The sequence below is a fragment of the Qipengyuania algicida genome, assembly GCF_009828025.1.
Classification (GTDB): domain Bacteria; phylum Pseudomonadota; class Alphaproteobacteria; order Sphingomonadales; family Sphingomonadaceae; genus Qipengyuania; species Qipengyuania algicida.
Genome location: NZ_WTYA01000002.1, coordinates 427794 through 449432, shown reverse-complemented (window position 1 = coordinate 449432; position 21639 = coordinate 427794). Strand labels below are relative to the sequence as shown.

General features: G+C 61.6%; 22 protein-coding genes and 1 tRNA gene. 20 read left to right on the top strand and 3 right to left on the bottom strand.

Annotation, left to right across the window (positions count from 1 at the left end):
- Positions 1–187: 187 nt before the first annotated feature.
- The gene (locus tag GRI58_RS04655) at positions 188–580 is read right to left on the bottom strand and encodes a hypothetical protein (protein WP_237452083.1); all 393 of its coding nucleotides are present in this window, start codon (positions 578–580) and stop codon (positions 188–190) included.
- Between the two features lie 361 nt (positions 581–941).
- On the opposite strand from GRI58_RS04655, the gene GRI58_RS04650 reads away from it, so the two are divergent.
- From GRI58_RS04650 to GRI58_RS04630, 5 genes are all read left to right on the top strand, one after another.
- The gene (locus tag GRI58_RS04650) at positions 942–3173 is read left to right on the top strand and encodes an arylsulfatase (protein ID WP_160752380.1); all 2232 of its coding nucleotides are present in this window, start codon (positions 942–944) and stop codon (positions 3171–3173) included.
- Between the two features lie 611 nt (positions 3174–3784).
- On the top strand, positions 3785–5632 hold the full coding sequence (locus GRI58_RS15845) for an AAA family ATPase (protein WP_160752379.1): 1848 nt from the start codon (positions 3785–3787) through the stop codon (positions 5630–5632).
- A gap of 98 nt (positions 5633–5730) precedes the next feature.
- Positions 5731–5895 carry a hypothetical protein gene (locus GRI58_RS04640; protein ID WP_160752378.1) on the top strand — a complete coding sequence of 55 codons (165 nt, stop codon included), beginning with the start codon at positions 5731–5733 and terminating at the stop codon, positions 5893–5895.
- Positions 5888–6745 carry an AAA family ATPase gene (locus tag GRI58_RS04635; RefSeq protein WP_160752377.1) on the top strand — a complete coding sequence of 286 codons (858 nt, stop codon included), beginning with the start codon at positions 5888–5890 and terminating at the stop codon, positions 6743–6745. The genes GRI58_RS04640 and GRI58_RS04635 overlap by 8 nt, the downstream gene beginning before the upstream one ends.
- A gap of 45 nt (positions 6746–6790) precedes the next feature.
- Positions 6791–8401 carry a terminase large subunit gene (locus GRI58_RS04630; protein WP_337190877.1) on the top strand — a complete coding sequence of 537 codons (1611 nt, stop codon included), beginning with the start codon at positions 6791–6793 and terminating at the stop codon, positions 8399–8401.
- Here the strand turns inward: GRI58_RS04630 and GRI58_RS15400 are convergent.
- The gene (locus GRI58_RS15400; RefSeq protein WP_202386780.1) at positions 8398–8637 is read right to left on the bottom strand and encodes a ribbon-helix-helix domain-containing protein; all 240 of its coding nucleotides are present in this window, start codon (positions 8635–8637) and stop codon (positions 8398–8400) included. The two genes, GRI58_RS04630 and GRI58_RS15400, sit on opposite strands and share 4 nt — an antisense overlap.
- An 87-nt stretch (positions 8638–8724) precedes the next feature.
- Between GRI58_RS15400 and GRI58_RS15395 the strand changes: the two genes are divergently transcribed.
- The 7 genes from GRI58_RS15395 (at position 8725) to GRI58_RS04600 (ending at position 14069) form a co-directional block, all read left to right on the top strand.
- Entirely contained in the window at positions 8725–9075 is a 351-nt protein-coding gene (locus GRI58_RS15395) for a hypothetical protein (RefSeq protein ID WP_202386779.1), read from the top strand.
- A gap of 51 nt (positions 9076–9126) precedes the next feature.
- On the top strand, positions 9127–9825 hold the full coding sequence (locus GRI58_RS04625) for a MerR family transcriptional regulator (RefSeq protein WP_160752375.1): 699 nt from the start codon (positions 9127–9129) through the stop codon (positions 9823–9825).
- A 72-nt stretch (positions 9826–9897) separates the two neighbouring features.
- Complete coding sequence (locus GRI58_RS04620; RefSeq protein ID WP_160752374.1) at positions 9898–11115, top strand: phage major capsid protein; 1218 nt, start codon at positions 9898–9900, stop codon at positions 11113–11115.
- On the top strand, positions 11115–11657 hold the full coding sequence (locus GRI58_RS04615) for an HK97 family phage prohead protease (protein WP_160752373.1): 543 nt from the start codon (positions 11115–11117) through the stop codon (positions 11655–11657). The genes GRI58_RS04620 and GRI58_RS04615 overlap by 1 nt, the downstream gene beginning before the upstream one ends.
- An 86-nt stretch (positions 11658–11743) precedes the next feature.
- Entirely contained in the window at positions 11744–12808 is a 1065-nt protein-coding gene (locus GRI58_RS04610; protein ID WP_237452082.1) for a phage portal protein, read from the top strand.
- Positions 12805–12987, top strand: coding sequence for a hypothetical protein (locus tag GRI58_RS04605; RefSeq protein WP_160752371.1), 183 nt, complete (start codon positions 12805–12807; stop codon positions 12985–12987). Before GRI58_RS04610 ends, GRI58_RS04605 begins: the two co-directional genes overlap by 4 nt.
- Positions 12987–14069 carry a tyrosine-type recombinase/integrase gene (locus GRI58_RS04600; RefSeq protein ID WP_160752370.1) on the top strand — a complete coding sequence of 361 codons (1083 nt, stop codon included), beginning with the start codon at positions 12987–12989 and terminating at the stop codon, positions 14067–14069. Before GRI58_RS04605 ends, GRI58_RS04600 begins: the two co-directional genes overlap by 1 nt.
- Positions 14070–14079: 10 nt before the next feature.
- Here the strand turns inward: GRI58_RS04600 and GRI58_RS04595 are convergent.
- Positions 14080–14156 (bottom strand) — tRNA-Arg (locus GRI58_RS04595).
- Between the two features lie 135 nt (positions 14157–14291).
- On the opposite strand from GRI58_RS04595, the gene GRI58_RS04590 reads away from it, so the two are divergent.
- From GRI58_RS04590 to GRI58_RS04560, 8 genes are all read left to right on the top strand, one after another.
- Positions 14292–14708: a hypothetical protein gene (locus tag GRI58_RS04590; protein ID WP_160752369.1), complete on the top strand. Its 417-nt coding sequence runs from the start codon at positions 14292–14294 to the stop codon at positions 14706–14708.
- A 52-nt stretch (positions 14709–14760) separates the two neighbouring features.
- Positions 14761–15258 (top strand): MmcB family DNA repair protein, encoded by a 498-nt coding sequence (locus GRI58_RS04585; RefSeq protein ID WP_160752368.1) that lies wholly within the window; start codon positions 14761–14763, stop codon positions 15256–15258.
- A gap of 60 nt (positions 15259–15318) precedes the next feature.
- Positions 15319–16035, top strand: a complete 717-nt coding sequence (locus tag GRI58_RS04580) for a sterol desaturase family protein (protein ID WP_160752367.1) — start codon at positions 15319–15321, stop codon at positions 16033–16035.
- Between the two features lie 17 nt (positions 16036–16052).
- Complete coding sequence (locus GRI58_RS04575) at positions 16053–16475, top strand: DUF2141 domain-containing protein (RefSeq protein WP_160752366.1); 423 nt, start codon at positions 16053–16055, stop codon at positions 16473–16475.
- A 129-nt stretch (positions 16476–16604) separates the two neighbouring features.
- Positions 16605–18446, top strand: a complete 1842-nt coding sequence (locus tag GRI58_RS15905) for a PAS domain-containing protein (RefSeq protein WP_202386807.1) — start codon at positions 16605–16607, stop codon at positions 18444–18446.
- 88 nt (positions 18447–18534) lie between these two features.
- Positions 18535–19905, top strand: a complete 1371-nt coding sequence (locus GRI58_RS04570) for a M48 family metalloprotease (RefSeq protein WP_160752365.1) — start codon at positions 18535–18537, stop codon at positions 19903–19905.
- A 13-nt stretch (positions 19906–19918) separates the two neighbouring features.
- Positions 19919–20611: a DsbA family protein gene (locus GRI58_RS04565; RefSeq protein ID WP_160752364.1), complete on the top strand. Its 693-nt coding sequence runs from the start codon at positions 19919–19921 to the stop codon at positions 20609–20611.
- A complete protein-coding gene (locus tag GRI58_RS04560) occupies positions 20608–21621 on the top strand; it encodes a PDZ domain-containing protein (protein WP_160752363.1) in 1014 nt (337 codons plus the stop codon). The genes GRI58_RS04565 and GRI58_RS04560 overlap by 4 nt, the downstream gene beginning before the upstream one ends.
- Positions 21622–21639: the final 18 nt, after the last annotated feature.

The window sequence follows — 21639 nt, the reverse complement described above, 5'->3', positions numbered from 1 at the left end:
ACTTTGCTCGCGCGGTGAGCGCAACTGGCGACAGAAAGCAAGATGATCGCTGAGACGAGAACTCTCAGGCCGCGACCAGCGACGAACTTGGGAAACATACGCGTACCTATGATAACTGAGTCTAATGTCCGCAATGCCGTCGATCTCGCTCCGACCGTTATGTCTCGAAGTTGGGGGAAGCGGTCGTTCAATCGAGCAGACTTAACGCGGCAACGGTCTCAGTTCGCGAGGGTTGCCAGTTATCGTCGCCAGTCGCGAACCTTCCAGTATCATCTTCAATGAAAAAGATGGCGTCTCTCACCGCCTCGTCCGCGAAATCAAAGTTGTCACTCATAACAATGCAATCTGCGAGATAGTTTGCGGCATCGAAGGGCAAGCGATTATCAGCGACCGCTTCCAGCAACCGGCGAGCGTCCGCTCTTGTCACTACAAAAAGCGGCCCCTGAGTAACTTGAACGCGACCTTCGCCAGTCTTCTTCAGAGTGGAACGAAAGCGCGCGACCTCCGTGCTGATCTCATCGGCTAGATTTTCTGGAGATAGTGGGCCTGTGAGAAACGCGACGATCAAACCATGTTTCATAATATGAGGCTGCACTTTTCGGTGGAAGTCCGCAATGGAGTCGTGTCCGGAATGTCCGGTTTGAATTTGAAAACTTCCGAAGCGGACATTCAAGAACGTCGTGAACCTCGAAGATTTTGAAGGGCAGCTTTTGCACTATTTCACCCCAAATCCTGCCATTCCGCTAACGGCCCACAAAGGACCCCTTCGCAGGGCAACTAAAACCGTCGGACCAGCAAATCGACCTTCGAGCTGGGCTGATCATTCAAGCCAGCGGCCCTTGTCCCCAGAACGTTGGCGACCTACTCGATGGGCAACCAAGACCAGGAAATGAGTCGATGCTTGTTTCCAAGAAGCTTGGAAAACGTAGTTGGAGAGAGCGATGAACGGCGAACGGAATGCTCGTTTCGCGGCGCAGGCGCCGCATTGGCCAAGGCGCGCGCAACCTCCCGCAGGCGCCCCCAATGTTCTCGTGATTTTGTTCGACGATGTCGGTTTTTCCGATTTTGGCTGTTACGGTTCGACAATCTCCACTCCCAATATCGACCGGCTGGCGGCCTCGGGCTTACGCTTTTCTGGCTTCCACACCACGGCAATGTGCTCAACTACCCGCGCAGCGTTACTCACAGGTCGTAATCACCATAGCGTGGGGGTCGGTTGCCTGGCCAATTTCGACAGTGGCTTTCCCGGTTATCGAGGCAAGATCTGCCGCGAAGCCGGTACACTGGCGGAAATGCTGCGCCCGCATGGCTATTCGACATACATGGTGGGCAAGTGGCACGTTGTACCGGTCGATGAGACAGGACCACGCGGGCCAGTCGATGGCTGGCCGCTTGGGCGCGGGTTTGACCGCTTTTACGGTTTCATGGATGCCGAAACCGATCAGTACGCGCCGGAGCTGGTACTCGACAACACGCCGATTCCTTCGCCCGGCAGCTATGAAAGCGGCTATCATCTGACCGCAGACCTGGCCGACCAGGCGATCCGTTATCTCGCCGATCACGTCGCGGCCGAACCAGATGCGCCGTTTTTGATGTGGCTGGCTCCTGGAGCATGCCATGCTCCGCATCAGGCACCACGCAACCTGATCATGCATTACGATCGGCATTTTGAGCATGGCTGGGATGAAGAGCGCGATGCGCGGCTGGCTCGGCAAAAGACAATGGGGCTGGTGCCCGACAACGCAGCGGTGCCACCCCTCAACGATTTCGTGCAGCCATGGGCCGCACATGGTGAAGACGAGCGACGTCTCTTTAGGCGCTTACAGGGTGCTTATGCGGCAATGCTCGACCATGCCGATCATCATATCGGCCGTGTCCTCGATTTCCTTCAGACTGCAGATCTTGCCGAGAACACTTTGGTCATTGTCATGTCGGACAACGGCGCTAGCCAAGAAGGGCTTGCTCAGGGCTTTGTCAACGCGATGGGGCCCTACAATATGCGGCCCGAGTTGATGGCTGAAAAAATTGAGCGGATCGACGATATCGGTGGTCCGGACACTCACAGCAACTTCCCGTTCGGTTGGGCGATGAACGCCAACACCCCGCTAAAGCGTTACAAGCAGAACACCCATGGCGGCGGGATACGCGACCCGCTGGTTATGAGTTGGCCCAAGGGGATCGCCGCCCGCGGAGAGATTCGTCATCAATTCGCTCATGCCGTGGACCTAGTGCCAACACTGCTTGATCTAATCGGCGTCACTGCTCCAGATGTGATCAATGGTGTCGCCCAGATGCCTCTGGAAGGCGAAAGCTTTGCCAAGGCGATCGCCGCCCCGGATGCACCGTCGCGCAGCAGTCCGCAATATTTCGAGATGTTCGGCCATCGCGGGATCGTGCATGAGGGTTGGAAGGCAGTGGCATTTCATCCGCCGGGCACGGCCTTCGAGAGCGACCGCTGGGAACTCTATCACCTCGATGAGGACTTTTCCGAAATTCACGATCTCTCTGACGAGATGCCGGAGAAGCTGGACGAGCTGGTGTCGCTCTGGTGGGACGAAGCCGAGAAGCATCAAGTCCTGCCACTCGATGATCGCTTCGGACCGCGATTTGCCGAAAACGCTGCGCGCCGGCTTGGCGACCGGAGAGTATTCACCTTCCACAAGGGTATGGGGCACCTTCCTACAGACGTAACGCCCGACCTGCGATCGCGCAGCTACCGCATTGATGCCCACGTTTCGCTCAAGGGCGGGGATGAGGGGGTTCTCGTGGCGCATGGCGATGCGACCTGCGGCTACAGTTTTTACCTCAAGGATAGCGCGCTTCATCACGATATAAATGTCGGCCAGCATCAGATCGTCAGCGCGCAGCTGAATGATCTCGCAGCCGGAGCGCACGTGTTGAGCTACCGTGCAATACGTCAGGAGAGCGGACCGATGCAGGGTGTTCTGCTGGTCGATGACAAAGAGGTCGCTCGCGCGGACATTGTTTTCGGATTCGTCAATTTCATTTCATGGTCCGGCCTTGATATCGGTCATGACCGTTCAAGCCCGGTCTCGCTATATCCAGCTCCTTTTCGATTTACCGGCGAACTGGCGAAGATCGTCGTTACGATCGAGGACGATCAAACCGATCACGCCGAGGGTGCTGCACAAGTGGTGCTGGCGCGCGAATGAGATCATCGTATCGAAACGTTTCCCGTTCCGAACATTCTTTGCCGAGTGCGGTCCAGAAACCTGTCAGTCCGAGCCGGCCCAAAAGGCGCTATAATTTTCCGCATGAATGAACGACCAGTTTCGGCGGCCAAGCGAGGCATCGTGAATATTGCCTTTGTTGGCGACTGCGGACCCGCTCCTTGCCTCTCCGCATGGCGGCTTTCCGCCGGCACCCTACTAAAAGCTGCCAGTCCGGAACCGGCCCTATTGTGTTGAAAAACTCCATCGTCCGTTTTGGTGGGCAACAATAGAATTTGGATGCATCTCTCGACACAGCAATGATTCAAGCAGCGAACTCACTCTGTATCATTGTTGCCAGAAGTTAGGCTCCAGCTTGGCGGGTCCGACTTTTTCAACAGAATAGGCCCAAAAGTCGCCATCAGGTGCCCATCATATTCCTGTCGGGTGAATCGGGAAATCTAAGAATTCAGCGGATTTTTGCTAATGGCGCACCCGACAGAGGGGCAACAATCTCGTAAATTCAGGCAGATACATCGGCTAACCGGTGTCTCCGGACCAACGCAATCCCGTGGGTTTCAAGCTTCGAAGGCTAACCGCTTTTCGGGCTTGATGTGAGCACCACTGCCGACCTTGCTGGCCGGATCGAGGAGATCGCCAAGGCCTTATTCGGGGAGCCAAACAAGCGGCTTTCGTCGAAGGACGAGCTGCGCTTTGGCGGAAACGGAAGCCTGCGCGTCTCGATCGCAGGCGAGTATCGCGGCACTTGGACGGATCACGAAGCGCAAGAAAGCGGCGGCGTGCTGGATCTGATCGCGCACAAGCTAGGAGGCGATCGGACGAGCGCTGCCGCTTGGCTTCGCGAGCACGACGGGCAATCCGCCTCACGCGAGCCGGTGGCGGTGTATCGCTACGAGGACGAGCGCGGCGAACTGGTGCAGGAGGTGCTGCGCTACGCGCCGAAGAAATTCCTTCAGCGTCGGCCTGACGGGAAAGGCGGATGGAATTGGAAGGCGAAAGGCGTCAGGCCGGTCCTTTACCGCCTGCCTCGTGTAATGGAGGCGATCGCTAAGGAACTCACCGTGTTTGTTGTGGAGGGTGAAAAGGATGTTGAGCGCCTAGAGGCGCTGGGCTTAGTCGCCACTTGCAACGCCGGGGGCGGAGGAAGAGGCAAGTGGCGGGCCGAGCACGCCGCGCAGCTGACGGGCGCGCGAGTGGCAATCATTCCCGATAATGACGACACCGGCAGTGCCCACGCTGACGAAGTGGCGCTCTCGCTTCGCGGTATTGCGGATGACGTGCGCCTGATCGATCTAGGCACCGCCGAAGAGAAAGCCGATGTTTCCGACTGGCTCGACGCGGGGGGCACGGCTGCGTGCCTGGTTGAGATGGTCAAGGCCGCGCCGCCTTGGCGGCCTACTTTCCGGCCAACCTTCCCTTTCGTGTGGTGGGGCGAGGAAGACAGCCGACCGGCGTTGTCGTGGTTGGTTAAAGGCCTCGTGCCGGAAGGTGGGCTGGCCGTCGTCTATGGCGCACCAAAGTCGACCAAGACTTTCATGATTCTCGATATGGCTCTGCACATCGCGCACGGGCGCGACTGGTATGATCTTCACGTGAAGCGCGGTGGCGTGATCTACGTTTGCGGCGAGGGCGAAGCTGGGGTTCGCCAGAGAATGAAGGCTTGGCGGCAAGAAAGGGGCGGCGAGCTCGGCGTGCCATTCGCACTGATTCCGAAAGCCGTGAACCTATTCGATAGCGAAGACGAGGTAGGGCGACTTATTCGTGACATTCAGGGCGCAGCGATTGCGATGGGGGAGCCGGTCAAACTGGTGATCTTTGACACGTTCTCGCGAATGATCGGGGCAGGCGATGAGGACCGCGCACCCGATCAAAACATCATGGTTGCCCGCGCCCGGTTGATCCAGGATGCCACCGGCGCGACGGTTTGCTATGTGCACCACTCGGGCAAAGACGAAAAGCGTGGGACGCGAGGCAGCAATGCCTTGCCCGGCGCTGCTGACGTGGTGGTCTGCGTCAAAAAGGATCCCGACACCGGTACTTGCGAAGCGCGGGTAACGGATATCAAGGATGGGGCTGAGGTCGGCCCGTTCGCATATACGCTTTCGCAATCGACCGTCGGGACTGACGAGGAGGGCGAGCCGATCGTCTCTTGCGTCATTGAGCCCGCCGGTGCGCGCCAGGGCAATCAGCGAACCAAGCTAACCGACGCCGAACGCCGCGCCCTTTCCGTGCTGCGCGATGTGGTCGGGGACACGCGGGACATGGCGGGACATTTGCCAAGTGTCCCGCTCGGGACATGGCGGGACAAATTCATCTCGGCTGAAAATGGCGAATTTGAGGCGATCAAGAAGCGGTTCAATCGCGCCAAGAATTCTATTGAGGACAAGGGCTTAATCGAGATTGTCGGCGATGCTGTGTGGTTGCTGGAGCAGGGCGAATGAGGGGCCGGGACACGCGGGACACGGCGGGACAAATTGAAATTGTCCCGATGCGGGGACGAGGGGACACTATGGGACACCCCCGAAGGGGGGGTGTCCCTGTGTCCCCCGTCTCCCCAGCATCGACCGCCGAACGGTTGAGGGAAGCGGCGTGGCGATTGGGGCGGCTGTCGCCAAACTGGCAGAACCCCGAGGAATTTTTCGAAGAGCGCTCGGAGATCGAGCGGGAGCTTCGGCGCGCAGCACGGGAGGTCGAACTTGGCTAAGTGGCCGTATAGCACCGCCGCGTGGCTCAAGCTGCGCAGGTTGAAGCTTCAGACGTCGCCGCTGTGCGAGGATTGCGAGGCTGAGGGCAGGACCGTTCCGGCAAATGTTGTCGACCATCGTCACGCCATCTCCCAGGGCGGCGCGCCGTTCCCGCCACTCGATGGGCTGGCCAGCCTGTGCCAGCGTCACCACTCGATCAAGACAGCGAGCGGCCCGGAAGCAGGGGCCTTCAAGAGCAGGGGGCCAAAAAAGGGCTGTACTCCGGATGGATTGCCATTGTCGGACACGCATCCTTGGAACGGTGGCAATGGCAAGTGGAGCGGCAAGGTAATCGAGCGCCGTATGCCGAGCGACCTCAAGCGCTCTGCCATCCCGCTGACCATCGTGTGCGGTCCTCCCGGCAGCGGCAAAACCACTTATGTGCGTCAACACGCTGCACCCAAGGATGTGGTGATCTGCCTCGATACCATCATGCAGAAGATTTCAGGCCTGCCAGAGCACCAAGCGCCGCCGCACTTGCTGTCGCGCGCGCTCACCAAGCGCAATGCCATGCTCCGATCGCTGGCGAACGAGAAGGGCGATCACGCCGCGTTCTTCATCGTGTCCGCGCCGCGACCATACGAGCGGGACGTGTGGGCGCGCCGCCTGGGCGGTCGCCTGGAGGTGCTCACCACGCCCGCGATCGAGTGCATCCGGCGGATCAATGCGGACCCGGCCCGCCACGGCCAAAGCAAACGCATGGTCGAAGCAGTGCTGGCATGGTGGCGGGACAATCCGCACCTCGAACGCAAAATCTCTCAGGGCTGGGCGGCTAGGACCAACATCGAGGCCAAGCAGATAGTTAGTTGAGGTTGAATGGGTAAGCGTGGGCCAGGTTCGGGACGACGATTGGCGGTGGCGGCGCTCGCAGCGCCCCAGCGGTCGGACCTGTTCAACCAGTCTCCGGCGCTCCCCCAGGCACATCCGTGGCAATTGGAGGGCCTGACACGCGCCGAGCGCGTGATCGCCTTCATCGAGGACCTTCCGGTTACGAAAGGCTTTGGCGCTGGGCAGAAGGTGAGCCTCGAACCGTTCCAGCGCGATTGGCTGCTCGCGATCTATGACGAGGACGAGCACGCGCAGCGGCGCGTTCGTACCGGCCTGCTGTCGGTCGCACGCGGCAACGGGAAAACCGTGCTCTGCGCTGGTCTCGCGCTGTGCCACCTAGTCGGCCCCGAATCCGAGCGGCGTGGCGAATGCTATTCCGCCGCCGCAACGAAGGAGCAATCGGCGCTGATCTTCGCCGAGATGGAGGCGACGATCATGTGCTCTCCGTGGATGGCGGCGCGCCTGAACGTGAAGACCTTCAATAAGGTGATCGAAGACCCGATTACCGGCTCAATCTACCGCGCGCTCGCGAGCGACGGCAAAAGCGTTCACGGCCTCGCATCGTCGTTCGTGGTTTGTGACGAGCTGGCGCAATGGAAAAGCCGGGAGCTGTTCGACGTTCTCCGCACCAGCCTCGGCAAGCGTGAGCAGCCGCTTTTGCTGGTGATCGGCACGCAATCGCCACGCGCCGAAAATATCATGAGCGAACTGGTCGACTATTCGGGGCGCGTCGATTCGGGCGAGATCGAGGACGAGAGCTTTCACGGCAGGGTCTACACAGTGCCGGAGGACGTGGATCCGTTCGACCCCGAGAACTGGCCGCTGGCCAATCCGGCGCTGGGGCGCTTTCGATCGGCGCGCGAGCTGCAGGAGGAAGCCAACCGAGCGCGGAGGATGCCGACCTTCGAACCGGCGTTCCGCAACCTCTACCTCAACCAGCGCGTCGATGCGGAGCCGAAGGCGATCAATCCGGCAGAATGGGAGCTATGCGGCCAGCCTTTCGACCTTGGGGCGCTGCATGGGCGCCCGTGCTACGCTGGTCTCGATCTTTCGAGCACCCGCGATCTCTCGGCGCTGGCACTGTATTTCCCCGAGGACGGAGGCGCTCTGGTGATCCATGCGTGGTGCCCGAAGGACAACATGGCGGAGCGCGAAGAGACCGACCGCGTTCCCTATCGCACCTGGGCAAAGCAAGGGCATATCGAGGCCACCCCAGGGCGCGCGATCGACAAGCGATTTATCGCGAGCAGGCTGGCGGAAGCCAAAGCCCGCTATGATCTGCGCGGGATCGCCTTCGATCGCTGGGGTATGGCCGATTTTCGTGCGCTGCTGAATATCGAGGGAATAGAGCTGCCCTTGACCGAATGGGGCCAAGGCTACCGCGATATGGGGCCAGCGGTCGACGCCTTCGAGATTGCCATGCTTGAGGGCAAGCTTCGCCACGGAATGCACCCGCTACTGCGATGGACGGCAGGAAACCTCGTCTACGAGATGGACCCTGCGGGCCTGCGCAAGCCGAGCAAGAATCGCTCGATCGACAGGATCGATCCCATCGTGGCCGCGATCATGGCAATCGGACTGGCGAACCGGGACGAAGGCGAGCAGACTTATCGCGGCAATGGGATCGTGTGGCTTTAGTCGGGCGCGGGCGGTACGCGGTCTGGTGCTGGCTTGATGCCCTTCGCGCCATTTGTGAGGCCCCAGGCATGGTTCAGCAGCGTGCGTATTGCCTCCGGGCGAGTGAACCGGCCCCCATCCTCCTCTATCCAGTCGTCGAGGCGCGCAAGTTGGTCCGGTTGCAATCGGACATTGATCGATTTTCCGGCTTGCGAGGCGCGCCGATTTTTCGTGGTGCCATGAGTTGACTGCGTCATGTGTCGCTGGTACCACGAAAACGAGCCGAGGGGAAGTTGGCGCTTCCCACCCGGCTCTGACCTCAACCGTCTTATGTGGAGACGATCATGGCTGACTTGCCCCTACCCGGCGCATTCGTTCGCGCCAATCCCTTGCCTTTTCCCCGTGCCATCATCGAACAGCAGGTCGAGGCGCTGATCGCGTTCCTCGACGCCGCCGACGGTGACCCCGATATCGAAGACGGCGACGAGGATTGCTGCCCTGCATACGATGATCGCCCCTATTCGATGGGTGCTTGCGGCGATCTGACAGGAGGCGCTGGCGATCTCGACGATGCCGAGGAGGATGATCCGTCCGGACAATGCGACGAGGACGGAATCAACACCTCGCAATTCTTGACCCGGAACTGCGGCCCAGGCTGCATAATCAGCGACAGCGATCATGCTTACTGGGACTAAGCATTTCGTGAGGGCTTGCCACACTTATTATTTCGTGATAGGCGCTCACGAATGGAACGGATATTGACTCTCACGCAGTTCACCCCCGCTGAAGCCGAGCGTATCACTGGCGCGACCACCGTGACGCAGCGTGATTGGCGTCGTCGCGGTATCCTCACAAAGCGTGGAGAGGGTCACGCTCGATACGACCTGTTCGATTTATCGGAAATGATGGCGCTAAAGCTTCTTTCCGAACGGGGCATCTCACTGGACGATGCCGCAACCGTTGCCGACTGGTGCGCGATGGGGATCGGCTATCGGGCGCTCTTATGGGTAAACGCCTATGAGGGCGACCACTTGAGAACCAACGAGGCGCGCGGACTCCCTGAGCAGATTTTAGAACTCGGCGAGCAGGAGGTCGCGCTCCTCCGCAAGGCTGCAAATGAGGCAAGGGTACAGCTACCGGAAGGCTTGGAAAGCCGGGCCCGTTGGGGCGACAAAGGCAGTTGGCTGGCCCAGCAGGTTTACCGCGAAAAATTCAAGACGGGCGTGGTTCCGGGCGAACTCTTCATCTGGTGGGCGAACGGTGACCATCTGTTTCACGACAGTTTCGACCAGGCGCGTGGTGATATGACCACTGACGACGAGCGGCTTGCTGGTCCGGCGCTTTTGCTCGACCTCCAGAGCCTGGCGAGCGCTTTGCTGACCAAATCAGGTCGCGCGCTGGTCCATGTCGAATTTCCCGATCTTCCGGAGAAACCGGATGCTTAGCCAACGTCGCGAGACAGTGGGCAATCTCTGTGCCGGGGCATGGTGCCCCGGCCCGATAGAAGGAATTAACGTATGAAGACTGCGGAACTGCTAGAGCAGCGGGCGGCGATAGTGGCACGCATGGACGAGGCCCATAAGGCAGACGACGACAAGGCGTTTGGCGAGGCTGAGACTGAATTGCGCGCTATTGACGGCAAACTCGATCGTCAGCGCAAAATCGACGAAGCCGATCGCCGTGAACGCGGCACCGTGATCGCTGGCCAGGGCGGCGGCGAATTCGCCGAGCTACGCCAGCAGAGCCTAGTCGATACGTTGCGCTTCGGCGCTGGCATGGCGCTGGATGCCGAGAAACGCGCAAAGGTCGAACGCGAGCAGGCAATGCTAGCGGAGCGGGCCGGTGGTCCAGCCAAGGGCGTTTACATCGCGACCGAGCTATTCGAGCAGCGCGATGCCTCAACGACCGCGACGGCAGGCACGATCGCCCCGACCGATTTCCGGCCGGACCTGTTTACCTCCGCGCTGACGAACTCGGCGATCGTCACTCGCCTGGGCGCGACAACCCTTACCGGCCTTACTGGAGACGTGGTCATTCCGCGTGAAACGGGAGCGCCGAATGTGGGATGGGTCAACGAAGACGAGGCCCTGCCGACCGGCAACGCAACCTTCGATTCGCTGACGCTGACGCCGCATCACGTGGGCGTCATCACTGAGCTGTCCCGCCAGCTGTTGCAGCAGTCCAGCCCCCAGGTCGAGCAGCTGGTGCGGAACATGATGAGCCGCGACGTGGCACTCGAAATTGATCGAGCTGCCATCGCTGGCAGCGGAACCGGCGCTGAGCCGACGGGCGTGTTGAATGACGCGGGCGTGCAGGAGGTGTCGTGGGATACCGACCTGTTCACGACGACAGCGGACATGATGGCCGCGGCTGATCTGGCCAACATCGGCGACGGGAGGGCCTTCCTGTCGACCAACGGCGTCCGGGCAATCGCCATGAAGCTACGCGATACGCAGGGCCGTCCTATCCCTGTGTCGGAAACCTTCCACGCCGAACCCGCCTATTTCACCAACCAGGCACCAAACGACCTTGGCGACGGCAACGACCATGGCCTTGTCTATGGCGACTGGCGCGACCTGCTGATCGGCATCTGGTCCCAGTTGGACGTGCTGGTGAACCCCTATGCGGAGACGGCCTATTCGAAGGGCAACATCCTCGTGCGGGCAATGGCGACGGTGGATTTCGGCGTTCGTCGCCCGGCGTCGTTCCGCAAAGCCATCGTGCCGGTGACGTAATGAGCGCGGCGGCGACCATCGAGCGGCGTTTCACGACCGAGCTTCGCGCGTTAGGGCGCAAGCTCGAAGGGTACGCCGCCACGTTCAACGCCGAGGCAGACCTTGGAGCGTTCCGGGAGCGCATCGCGCCCGGAGCGTTCCGCGCTGCGTTGGCAGGTGACATTCTGGCCTTGCTCGATCATGACGCGGGCAAGGTGCTGGGGCGCACGCGCACCGGCACGCTGGAACTGCGCGAAGACGGTCACGGCCTCGCCTTCGCCATCCAGCTGCCCGACACGCAAAGCGGGCGCGATGTGATCGCACTTGCCGAGCGCGGAGACCTGGGCGGCATGAGCTTCGGCTTTACCGTGCCGGAAGGCGGCGAGGCTTGGCAGGGCGAGACCCGCACGCTGACCGCGATCGATCTACGCGAGATTAGCGTGGTATCGGCGTGGCCCGCTTATGGGGGGACCGAGGTGGCCTTGCGCGCCCGCGCTGGCACCATCGCGGTCCACCGTCGCGCCCGTGCCCTCAGACTCGCGGAGGCGCGGCAATGGGCATGATCGATCGGATAGCGGCCATCGCAGGCTTTGAGCGGCGGGAGCAAGACACCTCGCCCCTCGATCCAAGCTGGCGGGCACTCGCACCCATGACTGGGCACTTCGCCGCCGCATCGACACGCGCAGCGGAAAACCTTTCTGCGGTACTGGCGTGTTCGACCGTGATTGCAACTTCGCTCGCCAGCATTCCCGCGCTGGTCTATCGCCGCGATGGCGGCAGCCGCCTCGAGGCGATCGGCCATCCGCTTTACCGCATTGCTCGGCAGGGCGTCAGTCCGGGGATGACGTGGCCGGATTTCATCGAGCACTTGGTCGCATCCGCCCTGCTGACCGGCAATGGCCTCGCCGAGATCGTGCGCGGTGCGAACGGGGCGCTGACCGGCTTTCGTTTTCTCCCATGGGGCAATGTGAGCGTGGTCGAGCTGTCCAGCGGGCGGCTCGCCTATGATGTCTCGAACGGTCGCGGCAAGGCGCGGCGTCTGCTGCAAGACGAGGTGCTGCACCTGCGCGACCGAACCAATGGAAGCGGCGTGGGCGTGTCGCGCCTCGCTCGCGCCGCCGAGGCGATGCAGACCGTTCAGGCGAGCAACACCTTTGCCCGCAAATTCCTTGAGAATGGAGCGCATCCTTCGGGCTTTATCAGGTCGGCAACGAACCTGACCGATAAGCAGATTAGTCAGCTCCGCGACAACATGGCCGAACGTCATTCGGGCGCCGCCAATGCCGGTCGGGTAGGCATCCTGTCCGCCGGTCTGGAATGGGTGCAGGCGCAAATTTCGCCGGAAGACGCGGAGCTTCTGGAATCGCGCAAATTCGGCGTCGAGGAAGTCTGTCGCCTGTTCCAGGTACCGCCTCCGCTGGTGCAGGACTACTCGCACAACACGTTCACGAATTCCGAAACGGCGGGCCGATGGTTCGCGATGTTCACGCTCGCGCCGTGGGCGCGCAAGATCGAGGCGGAATTTGCCCGGAGTGTGTTCCCCAGCTCGGGCGCTTACGAGATGGAGCTGGATCTGTCGGGCTTCCTGCGCGGTGATCCCGCCACCCGCTGGAACGCCCACAAGATCGCGATCGAGACGGGCGTTCTCGATGCGGAGGAAGTGCGCCAGGTCGAGGGCTGGAACCCGCGCAAGGCCAAGGAACAAGTCCTGTGAGCGCCCGTGCATCCTTCAAGCAAGCGGATGTCTCGCGGGCATTGAAGGCTGCGCAAGCCGCCGGTCTTACGCCGAGCGGGTATCGCATCGACCCTGCAACCGGCGCAATCGAGGTACAGCTGGGCGGCACCGTCAATTCGGCGTCGAACAGTTTCGATCGACTAATGGGGCCGCGCTGATGGCCAAGAGATGGCTCCCAAAATGGGTCTCGGAGTACGAGGACCGGCACGGCAAGAAACGCTATCGTTTCCGGCGCAAGGGCTTTGGCCAGTATCTCTTCAAGAGTGCGCCAGGCACCGAAGAATTCCGCACTGAGTATCGGGCTTGCTGCGAAGGGCTGGCGGCTCCAAAGATCGAGGCGGGCGCGGCTCGCACGATCCCTGGCACATTCGATGATCTGATCTCCCGCTATTACCGCTCGCCTGATTTCCTCGACCCCTCCGACAGAACGCGCGAAGTTTATCGCGGCGTGATCGAGCGGTGGCGTAGGAAGTACGGGAGCGCCAAGGTTCGCGACCTCGAGGCGCGCCACATCGAGGACATGATGGCCGAAATGTTGCCGCATCGGACGGCAGCAAACATGCTCCGCAAGCGCCTTCGTGCGCTGATGCAATTCGCAATCCGTCAGGGCATGGCCCAGACCAATCCAGTGATCGCAACCAAGCCGTACAAGGTCGATAGCGCCGGGTTTCACACTTGGAGCGAGGACGAGATTGCGCGCTACGAGGCAAGGCATCCTGTCGGCACGATGGCTCGGCTTGCGCTCGACCTGATGCTGTGGACCGGCCAGCGCGGCGGCGATGCGCGCGTGATCGGCCCCCAGCATATCCGGCAAAAGCGGTTAGTCGTACGGCAGGAAAAAACGGGCGCGATTGTATCGCTGCCGATCCTCCCGCCGCTCGCCGCGTCGATTATGGCTGCGCCAGGCGGCTCGCTCGTCTTTCTGCTGAGCGGCCACGGCAAGCCGTACACGCGCAAGGGCTTTGGCAACAAAGTGCGTCAATGGTGCGATGAGGCGGGCTTGCCCCAATGCTCTGCGCACGGTCTTCGTAAGGCGGCGGCCCGCCGGTTCGCTGAGGCTGGCTGCACGAATCAGCAAATCAAATCTTGGACCGGACACACAACCGACAGCGAGGTTTCCCGGTACACCGCCGCCGCAGATCAAGAGGCACTTTCGGACGCAGCTGCAGAGATGTTGATGGCTAACCTTCGAAAAAGGTTAGCCAATGACTCTCACAAGTCATTGAAAAAGGGTAAGTAAATGGGCAAGATGGCGCACCCGACAGGATTCGAACCTGTGGCCTCTGCCTTCGGAGGGCAGCGCTCTATCCAGCTGAGCTACGGGTGCATTGCCTTTGTCGCAGATGCGGATGGCGCGCTTAGCAAGGGTTGGCGAGCGAGACCAGCCACTATCTGCTTGCGGCAGATGCCCGGGTGCCCGAATTAGGCATTTGGCAAGGTCGCTCGCCTAATCCTTTCGCGCATGAACGCATTACGCCACGATTTCGACTTCGCCCGCAACGATCCATATGCCACCACCGCCCCGACAGCTCTTGTCGAGCGGATGCGCAACCAATGGAACGCGGCACAAAAGGCAGGCGGAGCGATCGCGGGACTGGCCCAGCTCGCACCCGCGCCGAGCGCGCCTTGCGCTGCGCTGGAAGTGGCCCTGCTGAGGGGCGACGGCGAGCGGCTGGCGCGCTGCGAGCAGATGCTCGACGATCTGACGGCGGTGCTTCACACCGGCCTGACGGCGCTGCTGTTTGCGGCGGAGAACGATTGCGACACGACAGCTGCGGCGCTGGCGCTATGGCGCGAATACGACGCAGCGAGCGCAGCGTTGGCCGCTCTGGCAGGACCGCCTTCCGTCGACGGGCAGCACCTTTCTTCCGACCACTGATACCGGCAACGCCCGGCTTGACCGAGTTCCCATTTTGTTCCACAAAATGCGCATGAACGAATCCTGCGCCATCCCGCTTATCGAGCCATATTGCGAAACCGCTGGTGACGTAGCGCGCGGGGTCATACGATTATTTGCTCGCAATGACATCTGGTGCCTTGCGGAAATGCCGCTGCGCAATGGCAGGCGGGCGGATTTGATGGGAGTGGATGCCAAGGGGAGGATCGTGATCGTCGAGATCAAGGTCCAGCGCGGCGACCTGCTCGGCGATGCAAAATGGCCCGATTATCTCGATTTCTGCGACCGGTTTTACTGGGGCGTGCCCCCGGGGCTCGACCGTGCTCCGCTGGAGAGCGAAAGCCACCGTCCCGACTGCTGCGGCGTGATCGTCGCGGATGGCTATGATGCGCAAATCCTGCGTCCCGCCCCCTTGCTGCCACTAGCGGCGGCGCGTCGCAAATGCGAGGTCGAGCGGCTGGCGCGCACGGCGCTGCGGCGGCTGACCACCGGGCTCGATCCGGAATGCACGGGCTGGGGCGTGTCTGACTGATCGCGGCAACGCGCTTGCCCCCTGTATTCGTTCGCGGCTTTGCGCCATAAGCATGATCGAATGGCACTGGCGATCCTCCTTTCCGCGCTGGCGATGACCGTGATCGTCGCGCTACGCTATGCTGCCTCGAGCGGGTTTTTTGCCTGGCTCACCTTGCGGCGGCATCCCGATGCCCACCGCGGGCTGTCGCGCCAAATCGGCAGGGAGATCCGCTGGTCGCTGGCTTCGGCGGCAATCTACGGCATTCCTGCCGGCGTGCTGGCATGGGGCTGGCGAACGCACGGCTGGACGCAGATTTACACCGACTGGCACGCCTATCCCCTGTGGTATGCGCCGGTATCGCTGCTGGTTTACCTGTTCGCGCATGACAGCTGGTTCTACTGGACGCACCGCCTGCTGCACCGCCCGCGCTGGTTTCGTCTGGCACATGGGGTTCACCATGCCAGCCGCCCGCCCACCGCCTGGGCGGCGATGAGCTTTCACCCGATCGAGGCACTGAGCGGAGCTGTGGTGATCCCGGCGCTGACTTTGCTCGTGCCGATCCATGTCGCCATACTTGGCGCGGTGCTCGCGATCATGACGGTCATGGGCGTCACCAACCATATGGGCTGGGAAATCTTCCCGCGCGCGCTCGTTCATTCCCGTGTAGGCAAATGGCTGATAACAGCCAGCCACCACCAGCTTCACCACGAAGAGTATCGATGCAATTACGGACTCTATTTCCGGCTTTGGGACCATCTGTGCGGAACAGATCGCGGCCTCTCGCCCAACGCCTGATCCTCGCCACCGGAGCCATGACTTTGCTGGCTGGCGCGGCGCCCTCGCCCGTTCCGCCAAAGGGCAGCATTGTCGTGGTGACGGTGCTGGGCCTGCGCAACGACCGTGGAACCTTGCGGGCATGCATGACCGATGAAGCAAGCGATTTTCCCAAATGCGCCAGTCCACGCCACGATATCAGCGAAAGCATTGCACCGGCCAATCCGGTGACCCTGACGTTCAAGGATGTCGCCCCGGGCCGTTACGCTATCGCCCTGCTCCATGATGAGAACAACAACGGCAAGATGGATCGCGCGATGCTGGTGATCCCGCGCGAAGGATTCGGCTTTTCCCGCGACGCCAAGGTCAAGATGGGTCCGCCCAAGTTCGGCAGCGCCGCATTCGACGTCGTCAATGGCCAAAGCGAGCATCTGACGATCCACATGCGTTATCTGCTCTGAATTGGTGGTCCAGGCGCCGCTGCGCGCGACAAACGCATCTATTAACCCCGACCCCAGCGTTTACAGGATGTTTACCATGGCGCTGGCATAGACTGCTGCGAACCATCGAACCCGGGGGTAAACGCGGCAATGGACAGACTTGGCAGGATCTTTGGCACGCACGACGATGCGGAGACCGAGGATTTCGAAAGCGTCGAAGCCGAGACCCCGCCTTCTCCGGTGGGGCAGGACGAGCGCCGGATGCAGGTGCGCGCCTATAATCACTGGGCGAGCCAGCTAGGCGATCGCAATTATCCTGCCATCGACGATCTCGATCCGGACGCGATGGAGGACTTCGGCCCGCATTCCGTACTGCTCGACTTCAGTGACGGGGTGGACGATCCCACGATCCGCCATCTCGGCCACGAACTGGCGGCCGAATGCGGCGCACCGGTCACGATCACCAAGCTCGACGAGGTGCCCGGTCGTTCGCTGCTCAGCCGGATTACCGACCATTACATGCAGATCCTCGCCAATGAAGCGCCGATCGGATTCGAGGCTGAGTTCATCAACCAGCGCGGACTTACCTCGCTCTATCGAGGAATTCTGCTGCCCTATTCCAGCGACGATCGAACGATCGATTATATCTACGGTGTGATCAACTGGAAGGAAACCGCCGATGCCGCGACGGCGGATGCGCTGCTGGCGGAAATAGACCAGGCGCTGGGTTCGCCCCGTGCGGCAAGCGATGACACGTCGGGATACCATGCCATGGACAGCATGCTGGACCTGTCGCAGTTCGCCGAAGCCGATTCGATTCGCGATCTTGGCGGCCGTTCAACTGAAGACATCGACACTTTCGGGGCCGAGATGCCGCAACCGGCATTCGGGCAATCGCATATCGAGGAAACTGCCGACGCCTGTGACGCTGTAGCTGCAACGGACGCCGAGGAAGCCATTCCCGCGTATGAAGACGGCGATGTGTACGCCGGTGAAACCGAATGGGGGCGGGGATTTTCCGGCTTTGGCGAGGACGACCCGATCTACGCGGTCGATTACGGCGACAACCCGCTGGAAGACGAAGAAGAGGGTGACGATGTCGAAGGCGTAGTCGATCCGCTCGCCGATCAGAGCGTCGGCATGGGCTTATCCTCTCTGGTCAACCGTACGGCAGCCTCACGCACGAAAGTCACCGTGTCGCTTGCCGGATCGCCGGAAGAAGGCGTCGATCGGGACGAGGCGAGTGAAGAGATTTCGGCACCTTTCGATAACAGCGCCAGCTCCGAGGATTTTACTTTCCTCGCCAGCCAGACCGAGCCCTTTGCCGAGGACGACGAGGACGACGAGGACGTCGCTATCGACTTCGCGGCAGATGATGACGAGGAACGGGAAGGCCTTTACGATTGCCTCGCCGCAGCGCGCGAAATGGCCCAACTCGCCCGCTCGAGCGAGGACCGCAGCCGCAAGGCGCTCTACCAGGCGGTCGGCCGGGCTTACGATTTCAGCCTTGAAGCCGAAGCCAATCCGGAAGATTTCACCGACCTGATCTCTGAAAACGGGCTCAGCGTCCAGGATCGTGCGCCGATGACCCCCGTGGTCAAACTGGTGTTCGGGGCCGACTACGACAAGACACGGCTTACCGAATATGCCGCGGTGCTCGACTACGCTCATCGTATCGGCGTCGAGCGTGGAACCTTGTCGCAAGTGCTGCGCGAAGCAGAGGGCGGACTGAAGGGGATCGTCCAGGCCGAGCGTCGCGCGCGCAAGGAAGCCAGCGGAAAAGCCGTCGATGCCGTCGATGGGATACGTGCATCGCTTGCGAAGAAACTGCGGCAGATTGAGCCGGTCGCGCTGGACGATCTTGCATCCGAGGGTTCGGAATTCGGGCTGGTGATGATCCGCCGCATGGACGACGGGACCATCGCCATTCTCGGAGAAGTGCCCGAGGATGTGCAGCTAGTCGAACGCGCCGGACGGCGGATGCTCGGTTGAACAGCGAAACCCGCCGGAACGCCCGTTTTCTTTCCCAAGGCTGCTACTTCAGTTCCGGTTCAGCGCGAAATGCGCTAGCAGGGCAGCCATGCGTGTGCTCCGCATTGCCGCCCGGCTGCTCGCCTTTGTGTCGCTCGCCCTGATCGCCGCGCAACCCGCGCTGGCGCAATCGGTTTTGCGCGACACCGAGACCGAAGCATTCTTCCATGACATGGCCGCGCCCTTGATCAACGCGGCGGGACTCGATCCCGAAAACGTCAGGGTGGTGCTGCTCAACGATCCGCAGATCAATGCCTTCGTCGCCGGTGGCCAGACAGTCTATGTCAACAGCGGCTTGATCGAGGCGGCCGACAAGGCATCCGAAGTGCAGGGCGTGGTCGCGCATGAGCTCGGCCATATCGCAGGAGGGCATATCATCCGCCAGGGCGAAGGCATGAAAGGCCCGTCGAACATCTCGATCCTGTCGCTTATCGCCGGCCTTGGAGCAATGCTGGCCGGTGCCGGGGACGCTGGCATGGCGGCGATGATGATTGGCCAGCGCGCTGCTGTCGGCCAGATGCTGGCCTATAGCCGCAGCGAGGAATCATCGGCTGACGCGGCGGGTGCCAGGTATCTATCCAAAGCGGGCATTTCCGGGCGTGGCTCGCTCGACTTTTTCAAGAAGCTGTCCAATCTAGAATCGCGCTATGGCGTGAGCCGCAGTCCTGACGCGGAATTCGTTCAGACGCACCCCCTCACCAGCGATCGTATCGCGACCTTGCGCGAAACCTATATTCGCGACCCGGCCTGGAACAAGCCGGACGATCCCGAGCTCCAGGCCCGCTTCATCCGCATCAAGGGCAAGCTCGAAGGATATCTCGACGATCCCAAGAAAACCCTGCGCGATTATCCTCCCGGCGACGACAGCGTGGCCGGACACTATGCGCGCGCCTATGCGTACCACAAGGAAGCCGAAACGGCGAAAGCGCTGGACGAAACCAGGGCCCTGATCGCCAAATCGCCCGACGATCCCTATTTCCTCGAACTGGAAGGGCAGATCCTGCTGGAGGCAGGGCGTCCCGATCAGGCGCTGGGCGACTTGCGCAAGGCGACCGAGCTGTCTCGCTCCGCCCCGCTGATCGCGACATTGTTCGGTCATGCGCTGATCGCAACCGAAGATCCCTCGCACTATGCCGAAGCTGAAACAGTGCTGCGCGCAGCAGTGGCGCGCGACAATGAAAACCCGTTCGCCTGGCGCCAGCTCGGCTTCGTGTATGCAGCGCGCGGCGACATGGCCCGCGCCAATCTCGCCACCGCCGAACAGCAGGTCATCACTGGCGACTATACCCTGGCCGTCGCCAGCGCGCGCAAGGCCGAGGCCGGACTGCCAGAAGGATCGCGCGACCGGTTGCGGGCGCAGGATGTAGAAATGCAGGCGCGTGCGCTCTATGACGAGCAGCGCCAGATGCGCAGGAAATAGGGCGAAAATAGAAATGTTACGCAATCTCGTCACCGCGCTGATCGCGGCAGTTTTCGGTTTTGCCGGAGCAGCGGCATGGTCGCTCACTGGTCTTGGCGATGGCCAAACCCGCAGCTATCTGATGGCCAACCCGGAAATCCTGTCGGACATGGCCGGCAAGCTTCAGGATCAGCGAAACAAAGCGCGGCTGGCACAGGTCGGCCCGATCGCCGATACGCCATTTCCCGGCGCGGTTCTGGGCAATCCCAAGGGCACCAAGACACTGGTCAAGTTCACCGATTACGGCTGCACCTATTGCCGCGCGAGCGAAGCCGACGTGCAGAAGCTGATCCGCAACGATCCCAACCTGCGGATAGTGGTGCGCGAATGGCCCATCTTCGACGGCAGCGAAGCGGCGGCAAGGATGGCGCTGGCAGCAGCCAAGCAGAGCAAATACGCCGCTTTTTACCGTGCCATGTTCAAGGATGGCCCACCCAGCCCAGCCTCGATCGACCGCGCCGCGCAGGAAGCCAATCTCGATATGGCGCAGGCGCGCAGGGACGCCGCCTCGCAGGAAGTGACCAACGAGCTAGCCAAAAACAATGCGTTGGCCAGCACGCTCGGCTTTACCGGAACACCGAGCTGGATTGCTGGCAATCAGATTCTTCAGGGCGCAGTCGGCTATCGTGCCCTGGCCGACGCGATTAGCGACGAAAAGAGCGCATGATCTGGCGTATCCGTCTGCCTGCCATAGGGCTGGCATTATCCATCTGGCTATTTGCAAGCACCGTGGTTGATGCGACGCCGCTCGCCCAGGCCAGCGCTACCCCGACCGGTCCGAGCAAGGATCTGGCGGAACTGCAGCAGCGTGACAGCGAACTGTTCGCGGTGGGGTGGCGTCTGGTGCGAGGCAATGCAGCGTTCTGCAAGGATGCGGCGCCGCGGCTTGGGCTGCTGCTGCATGATGCGGGGGCTTATGACGATCCCGCCGAGGTCCGCCGCGAGCTTGGCCTCAAAGCAGATATTGCGGTCGAGGCAGTGGCCGCCGACTCGCCAGCGGCTCAAGCAGGGCTGACCCGGGACGACACCTTGCTGTCGCTCGATGACGAGAACATCGCCACCGCGTTCCCGGAGCAGAAGCCACGCTGGAAGCGGCTGGTCGCTGTGGATGAGGCACTTGCGGCGGCCACCGCTCGTGGCTCCGTAACGCTGAGCTGGTCAACGCCCGAGGGCACATTGCATCGCGCGACCCTTACGGGCGTACCCGCCTGCCCGACCCGGTTCGAGGTGTTGGCCAAGGGTAGCAAGGCCGAGGCCGATGGAACACGCGTCATCCTGGGGCATGATTTTGCTGCCTTCTCCTACCCTCAAAATGAACTCGCCGGTGCGGTCGCGCATGAGCTGGCGCATAATCTGCTCGCCCACCGCAAGCTGCTCGACAGCCTGGGGCGCAGTATGACCCGCGTGCGCCTGACCGAACGCGAGGCCGATCGTCTCGCACCGTGGCTGCTCGCCAATGCGGGCTATGACCCGGAATCCATGGTGCACTTCATGCGTCATTGGGGGCCGGTCCACGATGGCGGCCTGTTCCGCAAGCGCGACCATGACGGGTGGGACGAGCGCGCGGCGATGATCGAGCAGGAAGTTGCCAAAGTCCGCGCTGCCATTGCGAAAGACGGTAAGGCCGACTGGGCGGCGCATTTCATCCGCGAGGATATCGCCAACGGCAAGCTCTAGGGTCCTGACCCTAGGCTG

What these genes read in the sequence shown, in the direction of transcription:
- GRI58_RS04655 (WP_237452083.1), bottom strand. Translation starts at nt 580, where the DNA reads ATGAAACATGGTTTGATCGTCGCGTTTCTCACAGGCCCACTATCTCCA.
- GRI58_RS04650 (WP_160752380.1), top strand. Translation starts at nt 942, where the DNA reads ATGAACGGCGAACGGAATGCTCGTTTCGCGGCGCAGGCGCCGCATTGG.
- GRI58_RS15400 (WP_202386780.1), bottom strand. Translation starts at nt 8,637, where the DNA reads ATGACGCAGTCAACTCATGGCACCACGAAAAATCGGCGCGCCTCGCAA.
- GRI58_RS15395 (WP_202386779.1), top strand. Translation starts at nt 8,725, where the DNA reads ATGGCTGACTTGCCCCTACCCGGCGCATTCGTTCGCGCCAATCCCTTG.
- GRI58_RS04625 (WP_160752375.1), top strand. Translation starts at nt 9,127, where the DNA reads ATGGAACGGATATTGACTCTCACGCAGTTCACCCCCGCTGAAGCCGAG.
- GRI58_RS04620 (WP_160752374.1), top strand. Translation starts at nt 9,898, where the DNA reads ATGAAGACTGCGGAACTGCTAGAGCAGCGGGCGGCGATAGTGGCACGC.
- GRI58_RS04615 (WP_160752373.1), top strand. Translation starts at nt 11,115, where the DNA reads ATGAGCGCGGCGGCGACCATCGAGCGGCGTTTCACGACCGAGCTTCGC.
- GRI58_RS04610 (WP_237452082.1), top strand. Translation starts at nt 11,744, where the DNA reads ATGACTGGGCACTTCGCCGCCGCATCGACACGCGCAGCGGAAAACCTT.
- GRI58_RS04600 (WP_160752370.1), top strand. Translation starts at nt 12,987, where the DNA reads ATGGCCAAGAGATGGCTCCCAAAATGGGTCTCGGAGTACGAGGACCGG.
- GRI58_RS04590 (WP_160752369.1), top strand. Translation starts at nt 14,292, where the DNA reads ATGAACGCATTACGCCACGATTTCGACTTCGCCCGCAACGATCCATAT.
- GRI58_RS04585 (WP_160752368.1), top strand. Translation starts at nt 14,761, where the DNA reads ATGAACGAATCCTGCGCCATCCCGCTTATCGAGCCATATTGCGAAACC.
- GRI58_RS04580 (WP_160752367.1), top strand. Translation starts at nt 15,319, where the DNA reads ATGGCACTGGCGATCCTCCTTTCCGCGCTGGCGATGACCGTGATCGTC.
- GRI58_RS04575 (WP_160752366.1), top strand. Translation starts at nt 16,053, where the DNA reads ATGACTTTGCTGGCTGGCGCGGCGCCCTCGCCCGTTCCGCCAAAGGGC.
- GRI58_RS15905 (WP_202386807.1), top strand. Translation starts at nt 16,605, where the DNA reads ATGGACAGACTTGGCAGGATCTTTGGCACGCACGACGATGCGGAGACC.
- GRI58_RS04570 (WP_160752365.1), top strand. Translation starts at nt 18,535, where the DNA reads ATGCGTGTGCTCCGCATTGCCGCCCGGCTGCTCGCCTTTGTGTCGCTC.
- GRI58_RS04565 (WP_160752364.1), top strand. Translation starts at nt 19,919, where the DNA reads ATGTTACGCAATCTCGTCACCGCGCTGATCGCGGCAGTTTTCGGTTTT.
- GRI58_RS04560 (WP_160752363.1), top strand. Translation starts at nt 20,608, where the DNA reads ATGATCTGGCGTATCCGTCTGCCTGCCATAGGGCTGGCATTATCCATC.